General features: G+C 59.8%; 15 protein-coding genes and 2 pseudogenes. 7 read left to right on the top strand and 10 right to left on the bottom strand.

Features of this window, described 5'->3' with window-relative positions:
* Positions 1–66 precede the first annotated feature (66 nt).
* Positions 67–741 (top strand): RraA family protein, encoded by a 675-nt coding sequence (locus Har1129_RS05790; RefSeq protein WP_151099797.1) that lies wholly within the window; start codon positions 67–69, stop codon positions 739–741.
* Between the two features lie 59 nt (positions 742–800).
* Here the strand turns inward: Har1129_RS05790 and Har1129_RS05785 are convergent, their stop codons facing one another.
* The 4 genes from Har1129_RS05785 to glnA2 all read right to left on the bottom strand — a co-directional run bounded on the left by Har1129_RS05785 (position 801) and on the right by glnA2 (position 7,081).
* Positions 801–2,615: an IucA/IucC family siderophore biosynthesis protein gene (locus Har1129_RS05785; protein WP_151099796.1), complete on the bottom strand. Its 1,815-nt coding sequence runs from the start codon at positions 2,613–2,615 to the stop codon at positions 801–803.
* The gene (locus Har1129_RS05780) at positions 2,612–4,237 is read right to left on the bottom strand and encodes an aspartate aminotransferase family protein (protein ID WP_151099795.1); all 1,626 of its coding nucleotides are present in this window, start codon (positions 4,235–4,237) and stop codon (positions 2,612–2,614) included. Before Har1129_RS05780 ends, Har1129_RS05785 begins: the two co-directional genes overlap by 4 nt.
* Positions 4,230–5,630: a diaminobutyrate--2-oxoglutarate transaminase gene (locus Har1129_RS05775; protein ID WP_151099794.1), complete on the bottom strand. Its 1,401-nt coding sequence runs from the start codon at positions 5,628–5,630 to the stop codon at positions 4,230–4,232. Before Har1129_RS05775 ends, Har1129_RS05780 begins: the two co-directional genes overlap by 8 nt.
* A 113-nt stretch (positions 5,631–5,743) precedes the next feature.
* Entirely contained in the window at positions 5,744–7,081 is a 1,338-nt protein-coding gene (glnA2, locus tag Har1129_RS05770; RefSeq protein WP_151099793.1) for a gamma-glutamylputrescine synthetase, read from the bottom strand.
* A gap of 203 nt (positions 7,082–7,284) precedes the next feature.
* Between glnA2 and Har1129_RS05765 the strand changes: the two genes are divergently transcribed.
* The 4 genes from Har1129_RS05765 to Har1129_RS05750 all read left to right on the top strand — a co-directional run bounded on the left by Har1129_RS05765 (position 7,285) and on the right by Har1129_RS05750 (position 14,696).
* On the top strand, positions 7,285–9,138 hold the full coding sequence (locus tag Har1129_RS05765; protein WP_151099792.1) for an IucA/IucC family siderophore biosynthesis protein: 1,854 nt from the start codon (positions 7,285–7,287) through the stop codon (positions 9,136–9,138).
* Between the two features lie 186 nt (positions 9,139–9,324).
* Positions 9,325–10,515, top strand: coding sequence for an ABC transporter substrate-binding protein (locus Har1129_RS05760; RefSeq protein WP_151099791.1), 1,191 nt, complete (start codon positions 9,325–9,327; stop codon positions 10,513–10,515).
* A 111-nt stretch (positions 10,516–10,626) separates the two neighbouring features.
* The gene (locus Har1129_RS05755; RefSeq protein ID WP_151099790.1) at positions 10,627–12,540 is read left to right on the top strand and encodes an ABC transporter ATP-binding protein; all 1,914 of its coding nucleotides are present in this window, start codon (positions 10,627–10,629) and stop codon (positions 12,538–12,540) included.
* Between the two features lie 71 nt (positions 12,541–12,611).
* The gene (locus Har1129_RS05750) at positions 12,612–14,696 is read left to right on the top strand and encodes an IucA/IucC family siderophore biosynthesis protein (protein WP_151099789.1); all 2,085 of its coding nucleotides are present in this window, start codon (positions 12,612–12,614) and stop codon (positions 14,694–14,696) included.
* A gap of 111 nt (positions 14,697–14,807) precedes the next feature.
* Here the strand turns inward: Har1129_RS05750 and Har1129_RS20930 are convergent, their stop codons facing one another.
* The 6 genes and pseudogenes from Har1129_RS20930 to Har1129_RS20470 form a co-directional block, all read right to left on the bottom strand.
* Positions 14,808–15,074: an ABC transporter transmembrane domain-containing protein gene (locus Har1129_RS20930; protein WP_225307770.1), complete on the bottom strand. Its 267-nt coding sequence runs from the start codon at positions 15,072–15,074 to the stop codon at positions 14,808–14,810.
* Positions 15,075–15,148: 74 nt separating this feature from the next.
* Entirely contained in the window at positions 15,149–15,325 is a 177-nt protein-coding gene (locus tag Har1129_RS20925; RefSeq protein WP_225307769.1) for a hypothetical protein, read from the bottom strand.
* An 85-nt stretch (positions 15,326–15,410) separates the two neighbouring features.
* Positions 15,411–16,224 (bottom strand): annotated as a pseudogene (locus Har1129_RS05740) (ABC transporter ATP-binding protein); the annotation flags it as partial.
* Positions 16,225–16,315: 91 nt separating this feature from the next.
* Complete coding sequence (locus tag Har1129_RS05735; RefSeq protein WP_151099788.1) at positions 16,316–17,431, bottom strand: iron ABC transporter permease; 1,116 nt, start codon at positions 17,429–17,431, stop codon at positions 16,316–16,318.
* Complete coding sequence (locus Har1129_RS05730; RefSeq protein WP_151099787.1) at positions 17,432–17,965, bottom strand: hypothetical protein; 534 nt, start codon at positions 17,963–17,965, stop codon at positions 17,432–17,434. It lies immediately after the preceding gene.
* A 59-nt stretch (positions 17,966–18,024) separates the two neighbouring features.
* The gene (locus tag Har1129_RS20470) at positions 18,025–18,195 is read right to left on the bottom strand and encodes a hypothetical protein (RefSeq protein WP_191906829.1); all 171 of its coding nucleotides are present in this window, start codon (positions 18,193–18,195) and stop codon (positions 18,025–18,027) included.
* A gap of 234 nt (positions 18,196–18,429) precedes the next feature.
* Between Har1129_RS20470 and Har1129_RS20465 the strand changes: the two genes are divergently transcribed.
* Together Har1129_RS20465 and Har1129_RS05720 are read left to right on the top strand one after the other, a co-directional pair.
* Positions 18,430–18,609 (top strand): hypothetical protein, encoded by a 180-nt coding sequence (locus Har1129_RS20465; RefSeq protein WP_191906244.1) that lies wholly within the window; start codon positions 18,430–18,432, stop codon positions 18,607–18,609.
* Between the two features lie 876 nt (positions 18,610–19,485).
* Positions 19,486–20,178, top strand: a pseudogene (locus Har1129_RS05720) (transposase); the annotation flags it as partial.
* Positions 20,179–20,478: the final 300 nt, after the last annotated feature.

Raw genomic sequence — 20,478 nt, 5'->3', positions numbered from 1 at the left:
GTATACCGTGTGTATGACACGTGACGGTTTATTCGGCAGCCAGTCGATTCTACGGATGGTGGCAAAATGGTAATCGGTGATGTCGATCGACTAGCTGATCACCAGTTGGAGGCTCTCGAAGAGGTCGACCCAAACGAACTCGGTCATCACAACCATTTCGGTCATTCGTCGCCTGAAATCAGCTTCATGGGAACTGCCCAGTCGGCACAGATGGTTGGCTCAGCGCTGACTGTACGAATTCCCCCTGTCGACGGGACGATGGTCCACAAAGCGATTGAGTTGGCAGGATCCACAGATGTCATTGTCATCGAGATGGGTGGACACGAGACGAATGCTCCGTGGGGAGCGGTCACGACCCACGCAGCCGTAGCGAACGGAGCGAGAGGTGTTGTTATCGATGGTGCGGTAACCGATACTGCAGAGATCACCGAGATCGGATTCCCGGTGTTCGCCCGTACACGGACCAATCGGACGGTTCAGCGTCTCACCGATAGTCTGGGGGGAGATGTCAACGTGCCAGTTCAGGTCGGCGGTGCAGTGGTTCATCCGGGAGATGTCGCAATCGGAAACGAGGATGGCGTCGTGTTCGTTCCCAAAGGTCAGGTCGACCGGACTATCGAGCGCTATACTGGAACCGACGGATCGGAGGCAGCACTCATACAACGGCTCTACGATGGCGAGTCGCTCGCCGAGATCTCCGGCGCAAACGAGCGCATCGCAGATCTACACGATAGCGAGTAGGTCTCACGAGAGAGGCCGAAAATACTCTCACCGAACTCCCGGAGCGAACGCCCGGGAAATCAGTTGTGAGTGGTCGACAGTTGCGTAACTAATGGGTTTTCGACACCGATGTAGACGGACTCTTCTTCGAGTGGTGCCGCCAGTTCGTCACGACCCTCGAATCGCGTGCGGAGGTTACCCTTACAGGGGATACACGGCTCTTCGAGCAATGCTGTGGCGAACGTTGATTCGGATGGTTCGTTCGCTGCGAGGTCGGTGAGTTCGGCACGTAGATCTTCGAGAAGTGCTGTCTCGTCGGCGAGTCCGGCGACTCCAAGCGCATTGATCACGCCGAAGGCGTTGTTGAGAACCGTGTAGTAGCGGATACATTCGTCGGCTGTCTCGTCCGGGCAGACCGTATCGACCCGGTCGTAGAGATCCGGAAGCCACTGCTCGACGTCCTCACGGCGTGACTCGGGGAGGTAGAACCCCTCGTTATCACGGTAGAATCCTTCGACTGGCCATCCATCGCTGTCGAGTCGAACGAGTGTATTCTGTTGGTGGGCTTCGAGGCCAATACCGAGTTCGAAGTATGTCCAAATCACTGGTCTGAGTGTGACAGCCAGATACTGACGGAACCACTCTCGGGCGACGCTGTTGGTCGATTTGCCGGTCTGTTCTGCAATATTTTCCACGATTCGCCCAAGACGCGACGGGCCAGTGATACCGTCTTGGCAGAGCGCAACAACGGGTGAGACGTTTTGTGCTTTCTCATCGCGGAACGGGTTCTCACGGAGCACTGTTTCGAACCCGGACTCCGGACCCTCTCCGAGACCGAGTGTCAGTGCTGCTGGATCTTCTAGGATCGAGAACCGCGGGAAGCGGTCGTCGAGTCGATCGCCGAACCCAGTGTCGAGCAGTTCAGCTGCGGCCACACCGAGCTTCAACTCCGGCACCTTGCTCGTGCGCTCGGCGTTCGTGATTTCGACAGCGAGTGAGGTTTTTACCATGAACGGAACCTCCGGAGACCACAGTGTGCGAACCGATGTGGTTGGGTAGAACGTCGGCCCGAAGCTGCCGAGATCGGTGATTGTCCCCGTATCAAGTGCCTGCTCAACATGCGGCTGGGATTCGAGATAGGACCCCTGCCACGGATGTGTCGGAATCAGCAGACGGCCGTCATCGATCGCATCCTCGGCACGGGGTGGGAGATCAGTCGCTGCCTCGGCAAGCCCTGTCTGGAGCCATTCGGTGACCTCTCTGTCATCGGTCGACCACTGGGAGACGACGGCGGGATCGGCGGCGAAATACCGGAGTTGGAACGATCCGTTCAGTTCGGGCGCGTACGTCTGGGCATCGTGATCGGCGATTCCCTCCCGACTCTTCGGGGTTGGATGGAGGTGGTGGCCGTAGACGAGTGACTGTTCGGCCTCGTGGAACGGAATCTCGTTCGGAGCCCGGCAGCTGTCGTCGCGCTGGCGAACGAACCGTTCGATGGCGCTCCGTGAGGCGAGCAGTCGCCTGAGGAGGTCGATCCCCTCGGTCAGACTAGCACCATCAGCCGAGAGCGCGAGTTCCCGTCGGCCCAGTGCCGCGAGCGTTCCAGTATCGATCGGTTCGGGAGCCGAGTCAGTGGTCAGACTGTAGGCCGGCAGCTCGAAGAGATGTCGACCGGTCGGCGACTCGTAGCGTAGTGGCACGACCACCGCGATACGCTGTCGGGGGAACCGGACACGGACCGCTTTCCCGTCGGTATCCGGATCCGAGAGCGCGCGCCCCCGGTCGACGATCTCGCCTGCATCGGTCTCCTGAAGGTAGCAGTTCAGAAACGCGTGTAGCGTTGCCGACTCCGCGCGGTCGGCCGCCGTCTCGCAGCCTGCACTTACGCCAGTCATTGTTCCACCTCCGTGGGTAATCCCCGAACAGGAGCGGTATCGATATCATCGGCCGAGCCGCCCGTCGGATCGAGCATCGCCGTCTCGGCCCGACTAGCATGCCGTTTCAATTCGACTAGCAGTTCGCGTATATCCTCGACTGTGGTGCGTGGATTCATGAGTGTGAACTTCAGGTGGACGCGGCCCTCGACCTCGGTTCGGGCGACGACGCCGTCTCCGGAGCCGAACAGCTGCTCCCGCGTCCGGCTGTTTATTTTGTCGGCGAACTCCTCGGGGGGTTTCGTGGGATGGTCACGCTCCGGCGTGTACCGGAAGGTGACGATGTTGACCGTTGGGCGACAGGCGAGCTCGAAGGCGGGTTCCGAGTGAATGACTTCCGCGACTCGCCCCGCGAGATCGACCGTCCGATCGACGAGTGCTCCCATTCCGTCGCGGCCAACAGTCCGAAACGCGACGTAGGGTTTCAGGGCGTCGAATCGACGTGTCGTCTGGAGTGATTTCGAGACGAGGTTGGGTACCTGGTCGTCTGTTGGGTTGAGATAGGCGGCGTTGCGTCCCATCAGCTCGAACCGACTGCCTTCGGCCAGCAGGAAGGCCCCACAGGAGATCGGCTGGTACAGCAGCTTGTGGAAGTCGACGGCGAGGGAATCCGCCCGTTCGATGCCGTCGAGCCTGTCGGCATGGCTCTCACTCAACGCGAGTGCACCGCCCAGTGCTGCATCGACGTGGAACCAGAGGTCGTGCTCGTCGGCAAGGTCGGCGAGTTCCGCCAGCGGATCGATGCTCCCGAAGTCAGTCGTGCCAGCCGTCCCGACGAGTGCAAACGGTCGGCAGTCGGCCTGCTGTAGCCGGGCAAGTTCGTCGGCGAGAGCGGTGGGGTCCATCCGATGGTCGTCGTCAGTCTGCACCGCGACGACGGCATCCTCGCCGAGACCGAGCTGGGCGGCCGCCTGTGCAACAGTAAAATGGGCGTCCGCAGAGGTCAGGATCCGCAGTTGGTCGGCTTCTGGCGCAAGACCCGACGCCTGTACGGAGTGGTCGAACATCTCGCTAGCATACCAGTTGCGTGCGAGAAGCAACGCCTGTAGGTTCGACTGTGTCGCCCCCGACGTGATGACGCCATCGGCACCCTCCCCGAGGTCGAACAGCGTTGTGAAGTCCGCGATCAGCTGCTCTTCGAGTACCGTGGCGGCGGGAGCCTGATCGAACGAGTCCAGTGATTGGTTGAGTGCCGACAGCAATGCCTCGGCAGCCATCCCCGGAACCATCGGCGGACACTGGAGGTGTGCACTACAGGCCTCGTTGCTCGGGTAGACCGATTCTTCGAGCAGATCATCGGTGACAGAGGCGATCACCGCTTCGAGATCCCGGCCCGACTCGGGGATCGTTTCCTGATCGAGTCGGTCCCGAAGTGCCGCGTACGTACTGCCCGAATAGGGGCTGTCCGTCTCACCAACTGCCGAGAGAACCGCCTCACAACAGTGCTCTATCGCCGCCTCGTAGGCTTCGTTACCCTCCGGAGTCCCGAGGAACAGCTCCTCGGCAAGCACGCGCCCATCGGGTTCGGTAGCAGTCTCTCCTGCGGGGCCCGCATCCTGCTCGGCAGCCTCGCGGTTACGCATGATTCCCTCCGACGTGATCGTCGACAGCCGCCTCGACGGCTGCTTCGAACCGGTCGGCGATCTCGTCGACCTGTGTGCGAGAGATAGTCAGTGGAGGCAGAAAGCGCGCGACTGCGGAGTCACGGCCGCCAGTCTCGATCACCAACCCTCGGTCGAAACAGGCCGTCTGGACTGCAGATGCGAGTTCACCGTCAGGCGGTGGGAGTTCGCCGCCAGCCACCGGATCGACGAACTCGACGCCGAGCATCAACCCCCGTCCTCGAACGTCACCAACGGCATCAACGTTCGCAGCAATATCGGTTAGCTGATTCCGGAGGCGCTCGCCGACCGTTGCGGCATGCTCATCGAGATCGTTTTCGAGTACGTAGTCGATAGTTGCTCGTCCGGCTGCCATTGCGAGCTGGTGGCCACGGAAGGTGCCAGCGTGGGCACCCGGCTCCCACTCGTCGAGCGACTCGTCGTAGATAACGACCGAAAGCGGGAGGCCGCCGCCGATCGCCTTCGAACAGGTGATCACGTCTGGCACGATGCCTGCATGCTCGAAGGCCCACGTTTCGCCCGTCCGGCCCATCCCGGTCTGGATCTCGTCGACGATCATCGGAATATCATGTTCGGCGGTGATCCGCCGCACCTCTTGGATCCACTCGACGGGGGCCGGGTTGACACCGCCTTCTCCCTGCACCAGTTCGAGAATCAGTCCGGCAGGGTCGGTGACGCCACTTTCAGGATCGGTTACTACCCGTTCGAGAAACCGGCTCACCGGTTCGTGGTCGGTCGGATCCAGGCCGAACGGATGTCGGTACGGGTCGGGGTACGGAAGATGATGGACGTTCGACATCAGTCCCGGCACCGCCTCCTTGGCCGCCGTATCTCCCATCAGACTGAGTGCCCCATTGGTCATCCCGTGATAGCCGCCCTGAAACCCGAGGACGCTCCGGTTTCCTGTCGCGGTTTTGACGAGCTTCAGGGCAGCTTCGACCGCATCAGTGCCTGCGGGCGAGCAGAACTGTACCTTGGCGGTGTCGGTGAACTCGTCGGGCAGGCTCTCGAACAGCGTGTCGACGAATGCTTCCTTTTCGGGTGTTGTTACATCGAGCGTGTGGAGAGGTCTGTCTTCGGCCAGCAGCCGCTCGACTTCCTGAATCACTTCCGGGTGGTTGTGTCCGAGCACGAGTGTCCCAGCCCCGGCAAGACAGTCGATATACGTCTCTCCGTCGGCATCGACGATCTCGGCACCCTGTGCACGCTCGACCGCAAACGGCAGCGACCGTGGATATGTCCGAGCACTAGACTCGCGTGCGGCCTGACTCCGCCGCAGCTGTTCGTTCGAATGATCGTACCTCGGCGGTGAGTCGGCCGACGATGGCTGGTCATCCGGATTGTTTGTTTGCATGATGTGTTTTTAGGTTGGCCTAAAAATTCATAAAAGCTTTGATACCAGTAATATGTCGGAGAACTGTGAGTTCGAACTATCAGTTCCACAGATAACGAGGTCTCCGGCGGGAGTCAGTAGACGCTCCGGAGCCGATCACGTTGCCATGAGTTGGCGCTCCGGGTAAAGGCCTCCCAGTGACTGCGTTTGACGCCGAGATACGTCTCGAAGAGATCATCGCCAAGCGCTTCCTGGAACGTCGTGTCGGCTTCGAGTGCGTCGAGTGCCTCGCCGAGCGTCCGGGGGAGACGGTCGATCCCACGGTCGACTCGTTGACCTTCTGAGAGGGATCCGGGGTCGACGGCAACCGGTTCCGGCGGTTCGAGGTCGCGTTCGATCCCGTCGCGTCCGGCTGCTAACAGCCCGAGCAGCCCTAGATATGGGTTAGCAGTGTTGTCGGCCGCCCGGAACTCGATCCGTGTCGAGCCCGCCGGATCCTGTGGGTCTGGGGCCGGAATCCGAACGAGTGCCTCGCGGTTGCCCCGTCCCCAGCAGACGAAGGCGGCTGCACCGTATTGCGGACGCAGGCGGGCATACGAGTTGACCGCCGGGGCGGTGAGCCCACAGAGTCCGGGCGCGTGTTCGAGTACGCCTGCGACGAACTGCCGCCCGGTCCGGCTAAGCCCCTCCTGATTGGCGTCGTACATCACGTTGTCGTCGTCCCACAGGGAGACGTGGATGTGGCAGCCGGCAGTCGCGTTATCGAACGGCTTCGGAACGAACGTCGACTGGTAACCCTGCTTGCGCGCAACGCTGTCGACCGTCTCCCGGAGCAACACGCAGTCGTCGGCCGCCTGGAGTCCCGAGCGGTGTCCGGTGACGATTTCGTGTTTTCCGGCAGCGTACTCCGGATAGTACTTCTCGACCGGAATCTCCTGTGCCTTGAGCGCGTCAGTGATCGCCAGAATCGTTTCGTGGGTTTCCCGTGTGCTTGCCGTCGAATAGGCACCCCGATGGTCGACACGCTGGCTCTCTCCGTCTTGCTGTTCGAACAGATGGAACTCGCTCTCGAACGCAACAGACGGAGCCAGCCCGGCGTCGGCGAACTCCGTCTGGAGTGTTCGCAGTGAGGACCGTGCGTCGACGGTCCACGGCTCACCGTCGAGTGTCTCAATATCACACAGCATCGCCCCAGCGCGCGCGGCGTACGGAAGCCGCCGAAACGTCTCCCGATCGGGGTGGAGTATCACCTCTCCCGCCGCGTCGAACCGACCGTCCTTGTCGCGTCGACCAAACGCGTTGTACGTCTGGACCAACTCGGAGATCGTGATACCGGTTTCGACCGCCGAGTCGACTTTCTCGATATCGACTGCATGAGCCCTGATCGCCCCGCTTTGGGTAACAAACAACAGGCGAATGAGATTGATCTCCTCATCGGTACATATCTCGCTTACTCTGTTTGTAGACGTCATTCGTACACCTGTACCAACAGTTATTTAGGCGAGCCTAAAAGGCTTCCCGTAGAAACAACAGTCAGAATACAGTGCAAATTGGAGAAGAAGGTCAAAAAGGTTTTATATTTTTAGGTAGACCTAAAAAGTATGGCGTCCCGACCAGTACGAACCGATTGGGCTAGATCACATCGATCCGTCGAACCGACCATGGAGGAACAGTAATGCAGAACCGCCCGCAACTCGAGTCGGCACTTACCGAGGAGATTTGGACAGCCGTCAACCGCGACCTGTTTCTGAAGGTACTCGCGGAGTTCATGTACGAGGATATTGTACTTCCAGTACCCACGAAGACAGTTCCTGCCGACGAGAACGAACCCGGCGACTCTTGGACGCAGTACCACCTCGGGCTGACCGACGGCGTCGAATACCGATTTGCGGCCCAGCAGCGCCCCCTCGACAGCTACCGCGTCCGGAATGGAACGATCCGTCGACGAAACGGCAGCGGGGAGTGGCAGTCGGCGAGCGACCCCATCCAGTTTTTGCTCGACGCTCGGGAGTATATCGGTATTGAACCAACGACTGCTTCCCACCTCGTCAGAGAGTATAACAACACTCTCATCGCCGACGCCCACCTTCATGCTCGAAAAAGCCAACACGACGCGGAATCGATACTCGAACTCCCCTATGCAGCGGTCGAAGGGGAGATGGAGGGACACCCATGGTACACGTACAACAAGGGGCGGATCGGGTTCGGTTACGACGACTACTGTCAGTACGCCCCCGAGTCGAAACAGCGCCAGCGTCTCTCTTGGATCGCGGTGAGCCGTGACCGGGGGACGTTTCAGGCCATTGAGGGCCTTGAGCACGCTGGGTTACTCAGCGACGAACTGGGTGACTACTACGACCAGTTCCGCGAGCAGCTGGTCGACCGCGGACTCGATCCGGCCGACTACCTCCTGTTGCCGGTCCACGACTGGCAGTGGAACGACAGCATCGTCCAGTTGTTCGCCGGGGATATCGCAACCGATAAGATCGTCCCTCTGGGTGAGGGACCCGACGAATATCTTCCCCAGCAGTCGATCCGGACGTTCTCGAATGTCACCGACTCGGAAAAGCGCCACGTGAAACTCCCCATCCGAGTGCTCAACACCAACGTCTATCGGGGGATTTTGGGCGAGCAGGCCGAGGCTGCCCCGGCAGTAACCGAGTTCATAAAGTCGATCCGGGACAACGACGCCTTCCTCCGGGACGACTGCAAGCTGTTACTTCCGGGAGAGGTTGCCAGCGTTAATTACGAACATCCGACGTTCTCACAGTTCGACGAGGCTCCCTACCAGTACCACGAACTGCTTGGCTGTGTCTGGCGGGAGAGCGTGACATCGCTTATCGATGCCGACGAGCGCCCACTCACGCTGGCTGCGCTCATCCACGAAGATATCGACGGCACGCCGGTCGTCTCGCAGCTGGCGGATCAAGCCGGTCTCGACCTCGAAGCCTGGCTTGACGAGTTCCTCGGCACACTCCTCGATCCCTTGCTCCACTACCTCTACAAGTACGGACTCGTGTTCATGCCCCACGGGACGAACGTCGTCCTCATCCATGACGATGGGTATCCGACACGGATCGCTGTGAAGGATTTTGTCGACGAGGTAGCCATCAGCGACCGCGATTTCCCGGAGCTGACAGCCATGCTCCCGAACGAGCTTCGAGACGACGACCGATACAAACACCATATCCTTCATCAGGCACGGCCGGAATCACTTTGTCACCGGATCGTCGGCACGCTGTTGGTCGGTGTGTTCCGGTATATGGCCGATCTGCTGGCTCGTCACCACAACTACTCCGAAGAACGGTTCTGGCAGCAGATCCGAGCGGCCATCGACGAGTATCAATCCCGGTTCCCCGAACTCGAAGCCCGGTTCGAACTGTTCGATCTCTACCGTCCACGGTTCAAAAAGTACTGTCTCAACCGTAACCGCATGATGAGACACGGTTACGAGGATACGACCACCCGTCCGGACGTAGCAACTCATGGAACGCTTTCCAACCCACTCTCAGAGGTCAACCGACAGTAACCCCACATCCAGTGGCGGTCCCAGTGGGGAATGAGGATCTGACTGAGCCGACAGACAGCGTCTGCTGCGGAACTCATCGCTCGATCGGTAAGAACCTCCGACTGTCGGCCCGACTCTTCGTAGGGCTGGATGGTTCTGATAAACAGAAACGACAAGGATTAAGTAATTTTAGGAGGGCCTAAAAATATGGTGTGTCACAAATCAGTAACACGCCGCCAGCTACTCGCGGGGACGGGCCTCACGTTCGGTGCAGCACTGGCTGGCTGTATGTCGAGTACCGAATCAGACAACACGGGCGACTCCGATGAGTCGACCACAACAGAACAGGCAGACAGCTACGAGGCCTGTATCGAGCCGATAGGCTGTCAGACCCTCGAATCGGTGCCGGAGACCTACATCGTCAACAACGGCGAGTGGGCCGACATGGCCTTTGCGCTGGGCCAGCGCGAGGGGTTCCTGACCTCGGCCTACATGATTCCCGGCTTTCTCTTCAAGCCGTTCGGACTCGATGTTCCACCGCTCTCGGAGACGGAGTCGCTGTCGCAGACGAACTGGGACAAGGAAATCTTCTACGAGCAGGATCCCGACGTGATCCTGATGGACCCCAACTACATGCACAGCACCGGGTGGGACGAGTCGTGGGACGAGTCCGACACCGACGAGATCAGCGAGAACGTCGCTCCGTTCTTCGGCAACAACATCCTCCGCCGCCGCGAGTGGCACGACTACAAACTCTACTCGATGTACGAAGCGTTAGAACGGCTCGCAGAACTGTTCCAAGAGCGCGAACGCTACGAGGCGCTCGCTGAGGTTCACGACGAGCTTCACCAGGAGGTTCAATCCCGGCTCCCGCCCGCTGACGAACGCCCAGAAATCGCACTGATCAACAGCGCGTCGAACCCGAACGAAGGGACGTTTTATCCGATGCGGACGCAGGTCGAGGGCGTCGAGCTGAAGCCGTATCGGGATCTCGATATCCGGAGTGCGTTCACCGCAGACCACATCGAATCAGGAACTATCGACTACGAAACACTGCTCGAAGTCGACCCCGAGGTTATCGTCGTTCACTGGGGGATCGGCACCACTGGCGACACCGATAGCTTCTCCCCGGAAGCGTTCGCCGAGCAATTCGTGACGCCGTTCGAAGAGGACTCTACTGGGAGCCGGCTCAGCGCGGTCCAGAAGGGCAACGTCTACCCCGGTGCGTTCGGTTCGCAGGGGCCACTGGTGAATCTGCTCCAGACCGAGGTGGTCGCTCAACAGCTGTATCCCGAAGAGTTCGGTGAGTTCGACGCCAAGAAGTTCCCCGAGGTGGCCGCCGACAAACAGTTGTTCGACCGCCAGCGGGTGACAGACATCATTCAAGGACACCTCTAACTGACGAATGCAGTCAACACGCCACGCGACTGGAGATGGTGGCTCTGAACGGCTGACAGCCCCACCAGTCTCGATAAATAACCGCTACCTAAAACGCGGTGAGTTACAGCTGTGAGTTCAGGTAAATTTGATTCCGGCACAGGTGAACTCGGGGCACGCCAACAGGAGGTGACAAGTCCCCTTCTCCGGCTGTTTTTGAACTACGGCCGCCCGGAGGCCAGCTGGCTCGGGGTAGGGTTGTTGGCCAGCCTCGGTGCCCACACTGCGACGCTCGTGACGCCGCTTATCCTCGGGACGACCATCGACGCCATCTTCACCGGACAAAGCCCGTACCGACTCCCGCTGGTCCCAACAGCGTGGCTGCCTGTCGAACAGAGCGCGCAGTTCTGGTTGTCAGTGACGCTCATCGGTGCCTCACTCGGTATCACGGCCTCGCTGACGTGGGTGCGTGGTGTGGCAATGAACGTGTTCGCATACAAAGTGTTACACGAGATCCGCATCGATGCCTACGCACGGCTTCAACGGTTGGATATGTCGTTTTTTGACGACATACAGACCGGCGAGATCATGTCCGTCCTCAACAACGACACTTCGAATCTCGAACGGTTCCTCGACAACGCTCTGAGCCAGGCTGTCCGTATCCTCGCCATTGTCGTGGGCATCTCGGTCGTATTGTTCCACACGAATGCGCAACTCGCTGTTGTTACGTTGGTTGTTGTTCCGTTTCTCGTCGGTTTTACGTGGTGGTTCATGCGCGTCGTTGAGCCACGGTATGCGACGCTACGCTCAAAGATCGGGAAGCTGAACACACAGATCGAAAACGGGATCAGTGGGATAGAACTCGTCAAAACAGCGAACACGGCCACGCGCGAAAACAGGCGGATGGAGGGAGTTTCACACGGACTGTTCGAGGCGAGAGTCAACGTCTCAAAGTTGGCGTTCCTCTACCGGCCGGGAATGAAACTGCTGACCGGTGCCGCCCTGCTCACAACGTTCATTATCGGCGGTATCTGGGTGTTCTCGGGTCCGCCGCCGGGGTTCTCCGGCGAACTCAGCGTTGGCGAGTTTGTCGTCTTCATTCTGTTGGTCCAACAGCTCACTGCACCCCTCGCACAGTTGTCAAACATTGTCGATTGGTACGAAAACGCCCGCGCCTCGGGCAAGCGAATCTGTGGCCTGTTCGATGTCCCGGTCCGCATCCACGAGTCGACCGACCCCGTTTCGCTCAAGGCCGCCGATGGCCGTGTCGAATACGAAGACGTGAGCTTCGCGTACGAAGCTGACGAGCAGATCCTCGACAGTATTAGTTTCACTGCTGAGCCGGGCGAGACAATAGCGCTGGTCGGTCCTACGGGAGCCGGTAAATCGACAGTCGCCAAGCTCCTGTTGCGACTGTACGATGCCGACGAGGGGACGGTCCGGATCGATGGCCACTACGTACAGAATGTCCGCCTTGGCGATCTCCGTGAGTCTATTGGCTACGTCAGTCAGGGAACGGTACTGTTCGATGGAACTGTGGCCGAAAATATTCGGTATGGACAGTTTGATGCGAGTGATGAGGCGGTCAGGGAGGCCGCCCGGGCTGCCGAGGCCCACACATTCATCGAGGCACTTTCGTCCGGATACGACACCCGCGTCGGCGAGCAGGGCGTCAAACTCTCCGGCGGACAGCGCCAACGGATCGCGCTGGCACGAGTCATTCTCCAGGACGCCGATATCATCCTACTCGATGAGGCGACAGCCAGCGTCGACACCAAAACGGAGGCGTTGATACAGCGGTCGCTTGATCGCGTCACGACTGACCGGACCACTGTCGCCATCGCTCATCGGCTGTCGACAATCAAGGATGCCGACACGATCCTTGCACTCGATAACGGACGGATCGTCGAGCGTGGCAGCCACGAAGAGCTGCTGGCCGAAGATGGTCTCTATGCGAACCTCTGGAGGGTCCAGGCGGGCGAAACCGACTCACTTCCCAATGAGTTCCTCGAGCAGGCGTCAAAATCCTCTCTAAGTAACACGTAACGACCACCAACACCAAATCCCCCAACGATCGGATACGAAACAATTTTTAGGCCACCCTAAAATAAAGACATATGACAAGACATCTACTATCCGATACGAACGGTGAGAGTGATATGCTCGCCCACATGGCGTTGACGGAGCACGAACGGAGCGCACTGCCTGCGGCCTGCTACTATGCTGACCAACACGAATTTAGGCACCCGGCTGACAAGGGCTACCGCCGCCAACTGGTCGACGCCAGACGATCGATCCTCGAACGGTTACTCGGTGGCTTGGCCCGGGATGCCCCAGCAGGTATTCCGGAGCCAGTGACCGTCAGCATCGATGGGGCCACGACAGCGCCTGGAGACACGGTTCCAGGCGCAGACGATGTAGCGACACTCATAGAGCGCGTTCCTGATCTAGGTGCGGCCGAACAGTTGCTTGTGATCCGGTTTCCGACTGTGTCGGCTTCGGTCGTTGCTCCTGTGATAACGAGTGGACCGTACGGTCGTTTTCGGTTTGGTGGGTGGGCCGTGATCTGCCGTCCCGATGAGGTCAAGCCAGTTGGGAGTCCAGAAACAATCGTGGGACTTCTCGAACGGGAAGAAGCGTTTCCAACGGCCGACGACGCCGACCGCTTCCGCTCGGAGGTGGGCGAGAGCGTTGCAAACCTCGCGTTGGCGCATCTTGGACGACAAACTCTCTGGAACGATCTCGACCAAACGCCGGTGCCGACAGCTGACCGGCCACGTCGGGCCGCCGACACTGGTGCCTTTTTTGATCGGCTCGTGACTGACGGGCACCCGATCCATCCAGGTGCAAAACTGCGGCGGAATATGTCGCCGACGGAGCTGTTGTCGTTCACGCCGGAATTCACCGATTTAATCTCCCTCCGGTTTGTTGCGGTCCACAGCAGGCACACGCTGTCAGTGTCGGCCGAGGAGAGATCGATCACCGAGTGGCTCTATGAGCTGTTCCCCGGGTTGGCGTCAGCGGTCGAACAGTCACTCCCTGCTGGTCGTGACCGGAGTGACTACATCGTTCTCCCTGTTCACCCGTGGCAGTTCAGACATGTGGTGCCGGAGCGCTATGCCGAGGCGTGCCGAAGAGATCACGTTGTCCCCATTGTAGACTATTCGCGGTCGGCAACACCGCTGTTATCGCTTCGGACAGTCGTCCCTGATCCCGAGGAAACGTCGCTCACTGCTCCGCCACACCTCAAACTCGCCATCGGCGTCCAGACGACCAACGCGGTCCGAACACTGTCGCCAAGCGTCGTTGCCAACGGCCCACCGCTCGGAGAACTCATCAGACAGCGGTGTGAAACCGAATCCTTCGACCGCTTCGGAGTCCTCACCGAACCAGCTGCCGCCTGTTATCACCCACCTGATGGCCCCTATTCTGGCGGAGAGGGGTACGACGATGCCCGTCATCTCGGATCACTCATTCGACACCCCCCTGCAGCCCACTCGATCGTCGCTGACTGCGAACAGGCAGTAACGGCTGCGAGTATCCTCTCCTGTCCGCCATCGGGCGATCAGTCGGTTCTCGCTGCACTCATCGATACCACTGCCACCAACATGATGACGGCAGATCGGTCTGAGACAGTCAGGGCGTTTCTCGAGGAGTATCTCGACGCTGTTATTCCCGGGCCACTCACGCTCCTCGTGAAGCAGGGTATTGCGCTAGAAGCCCACCTCCAGAATACGGCCATCGTTTTCAACGACGGTCGTCCCACAGGCGCACTGTGTAGTGATTTCGGCGATGTCAGTCTCTGCATACCGCGAGTCGGTGATCTCGGCTTCGACCTCTATCCCGAGTCGGAGATCTGTACAGCCGACCCACAGCCAGCCCGTGAGAAGCTGTGGTACTCCCTGTTCCAGAACCATCTGGGTGAGTTGATCGGCCGACTTGTCGCAACGGAACCGGTCGACACAGACGACTGCTGGTCGCTGGTGAGAGATCGCTGTGAGCGGGTGTTCGACCGTCTGGCTGCCGACCGGTCGGTTCCTGATGTTCGCGTCTCGGCCGACCGCGAGTCGCTGTTTGCACCACAGCTGGTGCATAAACCACTGACTGCCATGCGAATGATGGGGTCCAACGGTGAACAACCGTACACGACAGTCTCCAACCCACTGTCAGAGATACCATCCAAACGGACAAAATCTCGGTAATACCGTCTGTCGACGCTGAAACGGCTGATAGCGTCGTCTACTGAGAATAGTAATAAAAGGTCTGACCAATCAAAAGATAGTTCGTCGAACCGACTGCGTGACTACGTGTAGTCAATGCTTGGCGGCAGTTCGAGTTGCATCCCTTTGGAGTGCCGCCATGACACCGACAACAATCACGCCGATCCGAACGCTGTCGCCGAGGACGTTGTCGAAGACGATCTCGAGATTTTCAGTGTCGTTATTGAGGACGGACATGATCTCGCCAGTCTCCTTGTTGTCGAAGAAGGTCATGTCGAGGCGCTGCATCTTCTCGTAGGCGGCGACGTGGATCGCGTACATCACACCGTGGGCGAAGAAGTTGATCGCCCCACCACGCACCCATTAGATCACCGCCCAACAGCGCAGCGGCGACAACGGCCGTCGAGAGCCAGAACTGCGCGTACGGTCGGTAGCTACGCATCGGACACGAGCGGGAGCACGTACGCGCTCTCCTGGGTAAACACCGCGTCGATGGTCGTTCCGAGCACGATGGGAGTCACGAGTACCGTCCCGTAGGCGAGCACGCTCGTGACCAAGCCGACCGTGAGCCACAGGGCGTGATCGGGGTATAGGCGCGGAAGAGTCGCCACAGCGGGCGCTCGACCTGTTCGTGGTAGGCGTCCAGTTCGGTCTCGAACTCGTCGCCGGCGGCTATCAGCCTACCCCGCCGTCAACCTAGGAGACACGTTCGGTCGGCCGCTCCCGCTCGTCATCGTCGTGGCGAGGCCGGAGTGGTTCGATACGGGGCCCGCGCGGCGTCAGGTCGACCTCGGCGTCGATCTCGAACTCCTCCGCGAGCAACTCCTCGGAGACGACCTCCTCGGGCGTCCCACGCGTCCGAATCGCGCCCTGCTTGAGCGCGACCATCTCGTCGGCGAGCCGGGCCGCCTGCTGGATGTCGTGCAGGACGACAACGACGGTGATGTCGCTCTCCATGCGGAGCGTCTCGATGATCTCCATCACCTCCAGCTGGTGGTGGAGGTCGAGGAACGTCGTCGGCTCGTCGAGAAGAGGGACGTCGGTGTCTTTGGTGAGAACCATCGCGATCCACGCGACTTGCTTCTGCCCGCCGCTGAGACTCCCGACCTCTCGGTCGCGCAGATGCCCACAGCCGGCCAGCTCGATGGGCGGCCGACGGCCCGCTCGTCTTCCTCGGTCGTACTCTCGAAGAACCCGCGGTGGGGGTAGCGGGCATAATAGACGAGGTCCTTGACGGTGATGTTGTTCGGCGAGGTACTCTCTTGGGAGAGAGCCCCATCGTCCGGGCGAGCTCCTTCTTGTCGAACGACTGAATCGCCCGCCCATCCACAAGAACCGAACCGGCGTCGGGCGCGAGCTGGTCGGCCAGTCCCTTCAGGAGGGTGCTCTTCCCCGACCCGTTCGGGCCGACGAGAGCCGTCACCGAACCGGACGTGACCGTTATCGACTCGCCGTGGATGATCGGGCCGTCGCTGCTGGGGTACGAGAGCACGAGGCCCTCACCGTCGAGACTGCCATCGCTCTTGCTGTCGGCCGTTCAGTGTCTGTACTCGCTGTACTACTTCCGTTCGTCCGTTGATCGGTCATTTGCTCTTGTGCCATCAGATCTCACCCATCTCGTCCTGCTTGCGCATCAGGTAGAGGAAGTACGGGCCGCCGACCAGCCCCGTGACGATACCGACGGGGATCTGGACGGGATTGAGCGCGAGCCGGGCGCCGACGTCGGCGGCGACCATCAGCGCCGGGCCAGCGAACACGCACCCGATGACGAGTTTCTTGTAGTCGCTGCCGACGATGTTGCGCACCATGTGCGGGACGATCAGGCCGACGAAGCCGACGATACCCGCGACGGCAATGCTCGCAGCCGCCGCCAAGACGGCGACACCCGAGAGCGCGAAGCGAACCCTCTCGACGCTCATTCCGAGCGAACTGGCCGTCTTTTCACCGAGCAGAAGCATGTTCAGCTGTCGGGAGCTGATCAGCGCGAGTCCCATCGCCACGATGGTCCAAGGGAGTGCCATCCGCACCTGCTCCCAGTCGGTCCCCGTGAGAGACCCGGTGGTCCACGCGATAGCAGACTGGACGACACCGATATCGTCGGCGAAGAAGAACAGCGCCGTCTGTACCGAGCCGAACACCGTCCCGACGATGACGCCCGCCAGCACGAGCCGGACCGGTGAGGTACCGTTCTTCCAGGCGATGGCGTAGACGATCAGGAACGCGATCGCACCACCAATGGAGGCGATAATCGGGAGGAAGGCCGCCAGACCCCGGAACACGACCAGCGTCAGCAGGACCATCAGGCCGGCACCGGAGGAGACGCCGAGGATGAACGGGCTAGCGAGCTCGTTCCGGGTGACCGCTTGGAAGATGGCGCCAGAAACGGCGAGGTTCATCCCAACCAGCGCGCCAACGAACACGCGCGGCAGGCGGATGTTCCAGACGATGAAACTGCGCTTGTTCATCTCGGGTACCTCCGCGCCGAGCAGGAACGCCTCCCAGGCCTGTGCGTTGAAAATGACGTTCGGGTTGAAGACGGCCTGCCAGGCATCGAGGATACTCATCGAGAACGAACCGAAGCTCACTTGGACGAGGCCGCCGCCGATGACGACGGCGAGACTGCCAACGATGAGGGTGAACAGCGAGCCGTCGAACCAGCCGGACCACTGCTCTCGCCAGCCGGTCGTCTCCGGATCGGATGAGGTTTCGGTCGCCATCTATCCGGTCACCTCTGGGGCGTCGGGATCAGATACATAGTCACGGATGAGTTCATCGTCGACGTGATCGAGAAGTCGCCGATGAGCTCGTTCTGTGCGGCGTTCGACTTCGGGCTCGTTGATCTGCTGGTCCTGCTGTTGTTTTGCGAAATCGCGAGCTTTACGCTGGACGAACTCTTCGTCCAGCTCGTCGTAAGCCGACTCGGTGGTGTACCCGGCGCTACGTTCGAGCCAGTCGTCGCCGGCGTAGCGACCCTCTTGGACCACCCAGTCGGTGTGGTCGGCAGCGGGCCCCCACAGTCCCTCTTCGACGCGGCAGTAGTCGGCTACGACATCCAGCCCGACGCGGGCCCCGTGGCCGACGGCGACGGCGATCTGGCTTTCGACGCCAGCGGTCGGGCCGGCCAGCCACAGGCCGTCGACGGGCGTCCCGCCGCGCTCCCCGTCAAGGTCCGAGTCGAGCCACGTTGCGCCACCGTACTTTACGTACTCTCTGCGCGTCGGTGCCTCGTGACCGCCTGAATCAGCTACCATGTGTTTTAGGCTAGCCTAAATAACTAAAAGAATTCCGGAATGAGGGCAGCCGAAACTTCTCAGCGTGGGGCCCCGCAGCGCGGACACATCGGCGGGGCATCATCTGAGAAGGCGAGCCCACAATGGGGACACTTCCCCTCGTCGGCCAACCGGTCGGCGAGCGCGTCGACAGCGGGGAGGACGGCCGCCGATTCGGATTGGGCCAGCGTGACGAACAGCTTCGCGGTCATCATCTCCCTCCTCGAGAAGGGCAGTCAGGCGGTCGGGCGTTGGCGGCTGTTCCGGTTCACTCATCGACTCGGTCGGGTATGTGGCCGTCTTTCACGACCAATCGCTTCAATCCGGTGGTTCTGCGCTGGCCAGCGAAGCCTCCACTGAGCATCTCTGTCGAGAGCGGATGCTGGTATAGACGAGACCGCGATCGGTTCTACCCGCCGACACAAGCGCGAATCAATGTCGGAGACATGGACCCGCTGTCTGATCGCGCCTGTCGGACGACCCATGCTTACAAGACCGGAATCGAACTCATCGAAACCTTACGAGATGAGGTGTGCCTCCGAGCGACTGTGAGCGAGGTCACCATCTACACGGAGCATCTCGAAGACGGCTACCCGGACTGGCACCAGCATCCGATTCATTCCTAGGAATGATTCGGCTGTTCATCTATCGGGAGATTACGGTCGATAGTTACCGGACGCTCGAAACGTACCAAGAACTCGCTGAACCGTTGGGCTAGACCACGTTCCCGACGAGGCCGTCCTCTCTCGCGCTTGGCGACCCGATTCGACGAGCGGGGTCCGCGAGTACGTGACCGTCGCCGCTCACTACGTGGTCAAGGTAATCCAAGACTACGGTGCCGCAGTCCCCGCTGTTCTTCCACACGGCTAGGCTACAATTTTACGCCCTCGATTTTCGCGGCCGATGCAGCCTATACTCTGGCCCACCCCTGCCCTTTTTTGAAATAAGCACTCCAACGCAGCTTGATATAACATGCGTACGATTGTGACTCTGAGTATTGGAGCGGTTCCCAGATGCGATGGCCAGTATAGTCGGTACTTTACAACCGAGGCTTCAGAAACCGAACTGAGTCCGCGTCAGTCACTCGGTCTCGGTGCAGGAGCTACGTGAGTCGAACAATCGTCCGCTAGAGGGCAGTGGTGCAGAACTGTTCTCATAGCGTGATTGTTACCGAGACAATCAGAGCGTGGAATACACCGGTTACGGCCAAGGGCTAACCACGGTGAACTACGAGTATACTACCCACCCCCCTGCGGCGGGTTGAGCTGCCAGCAAACCGGACCCGAACCGTCGGCACCCACGGGTACCGGCCGGGGAAATCAAACGAATGAACGTCACCGACTTCAAAACGGTGACACGCTCGTAGACTTCGACCGCCGCGAGGGTCGCGTTGTCACGCTCGTAGCCGCCAACTGCGACGAGGCTGGGCTGGACTTCGTTTCGGTCATCTCTGACTCAGCCCGGGCCTCAGCCGCGTACGGTTGCTACTGCCCGGAATTTAGGAGAAAACCGACGAGTACGCCTATCAGTGGGCGACGGTCCAGTTAGTCGGCAACACTGTTCCAATCGTATTGGATGCACGGCCTGTACGAAGAGGCGAATCACGGAAAGAGATCGTTGAGGATCTGCTGGATTCAGCCCAAGACGCCGTTCACGTCGATAACGTACTGATCGATCGGGAGTTCGATAGCCAGCACATTCTGGAGATGCTCAGCCAACGAGGGCTTTCGTATGTGGTGCCGAAACGAATGCAGACCAGCGAGAAAGCCCAAGCCAAACGCCTGCTCCAGCGCGGCCAGGATCGATACGAGACCGACAGGAAACTCCACCTCGGGAAGAACGAGTGGCACGAGACGACGCTGATCTACCGACGCAAAGACGACTCCGAGCATAATGATCACCGGCAGTACTCGGTGTTCATGTCGAATCATGGGGGTAGTTTTCTCACCGAGTACGGCTATCGCTGGGAGATCGAGAGCGGCTATCGGTCAATCAAGCGGTTCATGGCCGCTACCACATCGAAGCATTTCGGACTGCGATTTTTCTACTTCGCGTTCGCGTGTCTACTATACTCGATTTGGCGAGCGGTGGATCTGCTCGTGCAGGTCGAATTAACTGGTGAGTATGAACACTCACCGATGGTGACGGCAGATAATACGCTGACACTGCTGAAGAAGGAGACTGGAATTGGGTAGAGAGGGGACTCAATCCAGGTGAATGCGGAGTTTGAGTGGCTACACTTACGAAAGTTTCCATAATCTGGCGATACAGTCAGAAATTCAACATGAATGAGTGATTGAGAGCTTATCTGGAACTGTTTTCGATCGGCAATTCGTCCAAATACATGCATTACAGGCCCGCTACACCCGCTGTAGTCTCAACTTTCCCCAATCGGAAAATCATATAGCGCCATATAGTTTACAAACAACCGAAAACCCACACAACATACGCTACAAGACCTGAAACACCGGATTTCGAGTTTCAGTGTTAGGTTT

It is taken from the genome of Haloarcula sp. CBA1129 (assembly GCF_008729015.1).
Taxonomy (GTDB): Archaea; Halobacteriota; Halobacteria; order Halobacteriales; family Haloarculaceae; genus Haloarcula.
Note: the sequence above shows the minus strand (reverse complement) of the source record. Positions and strands in the feature narration are given on the sequence as shown.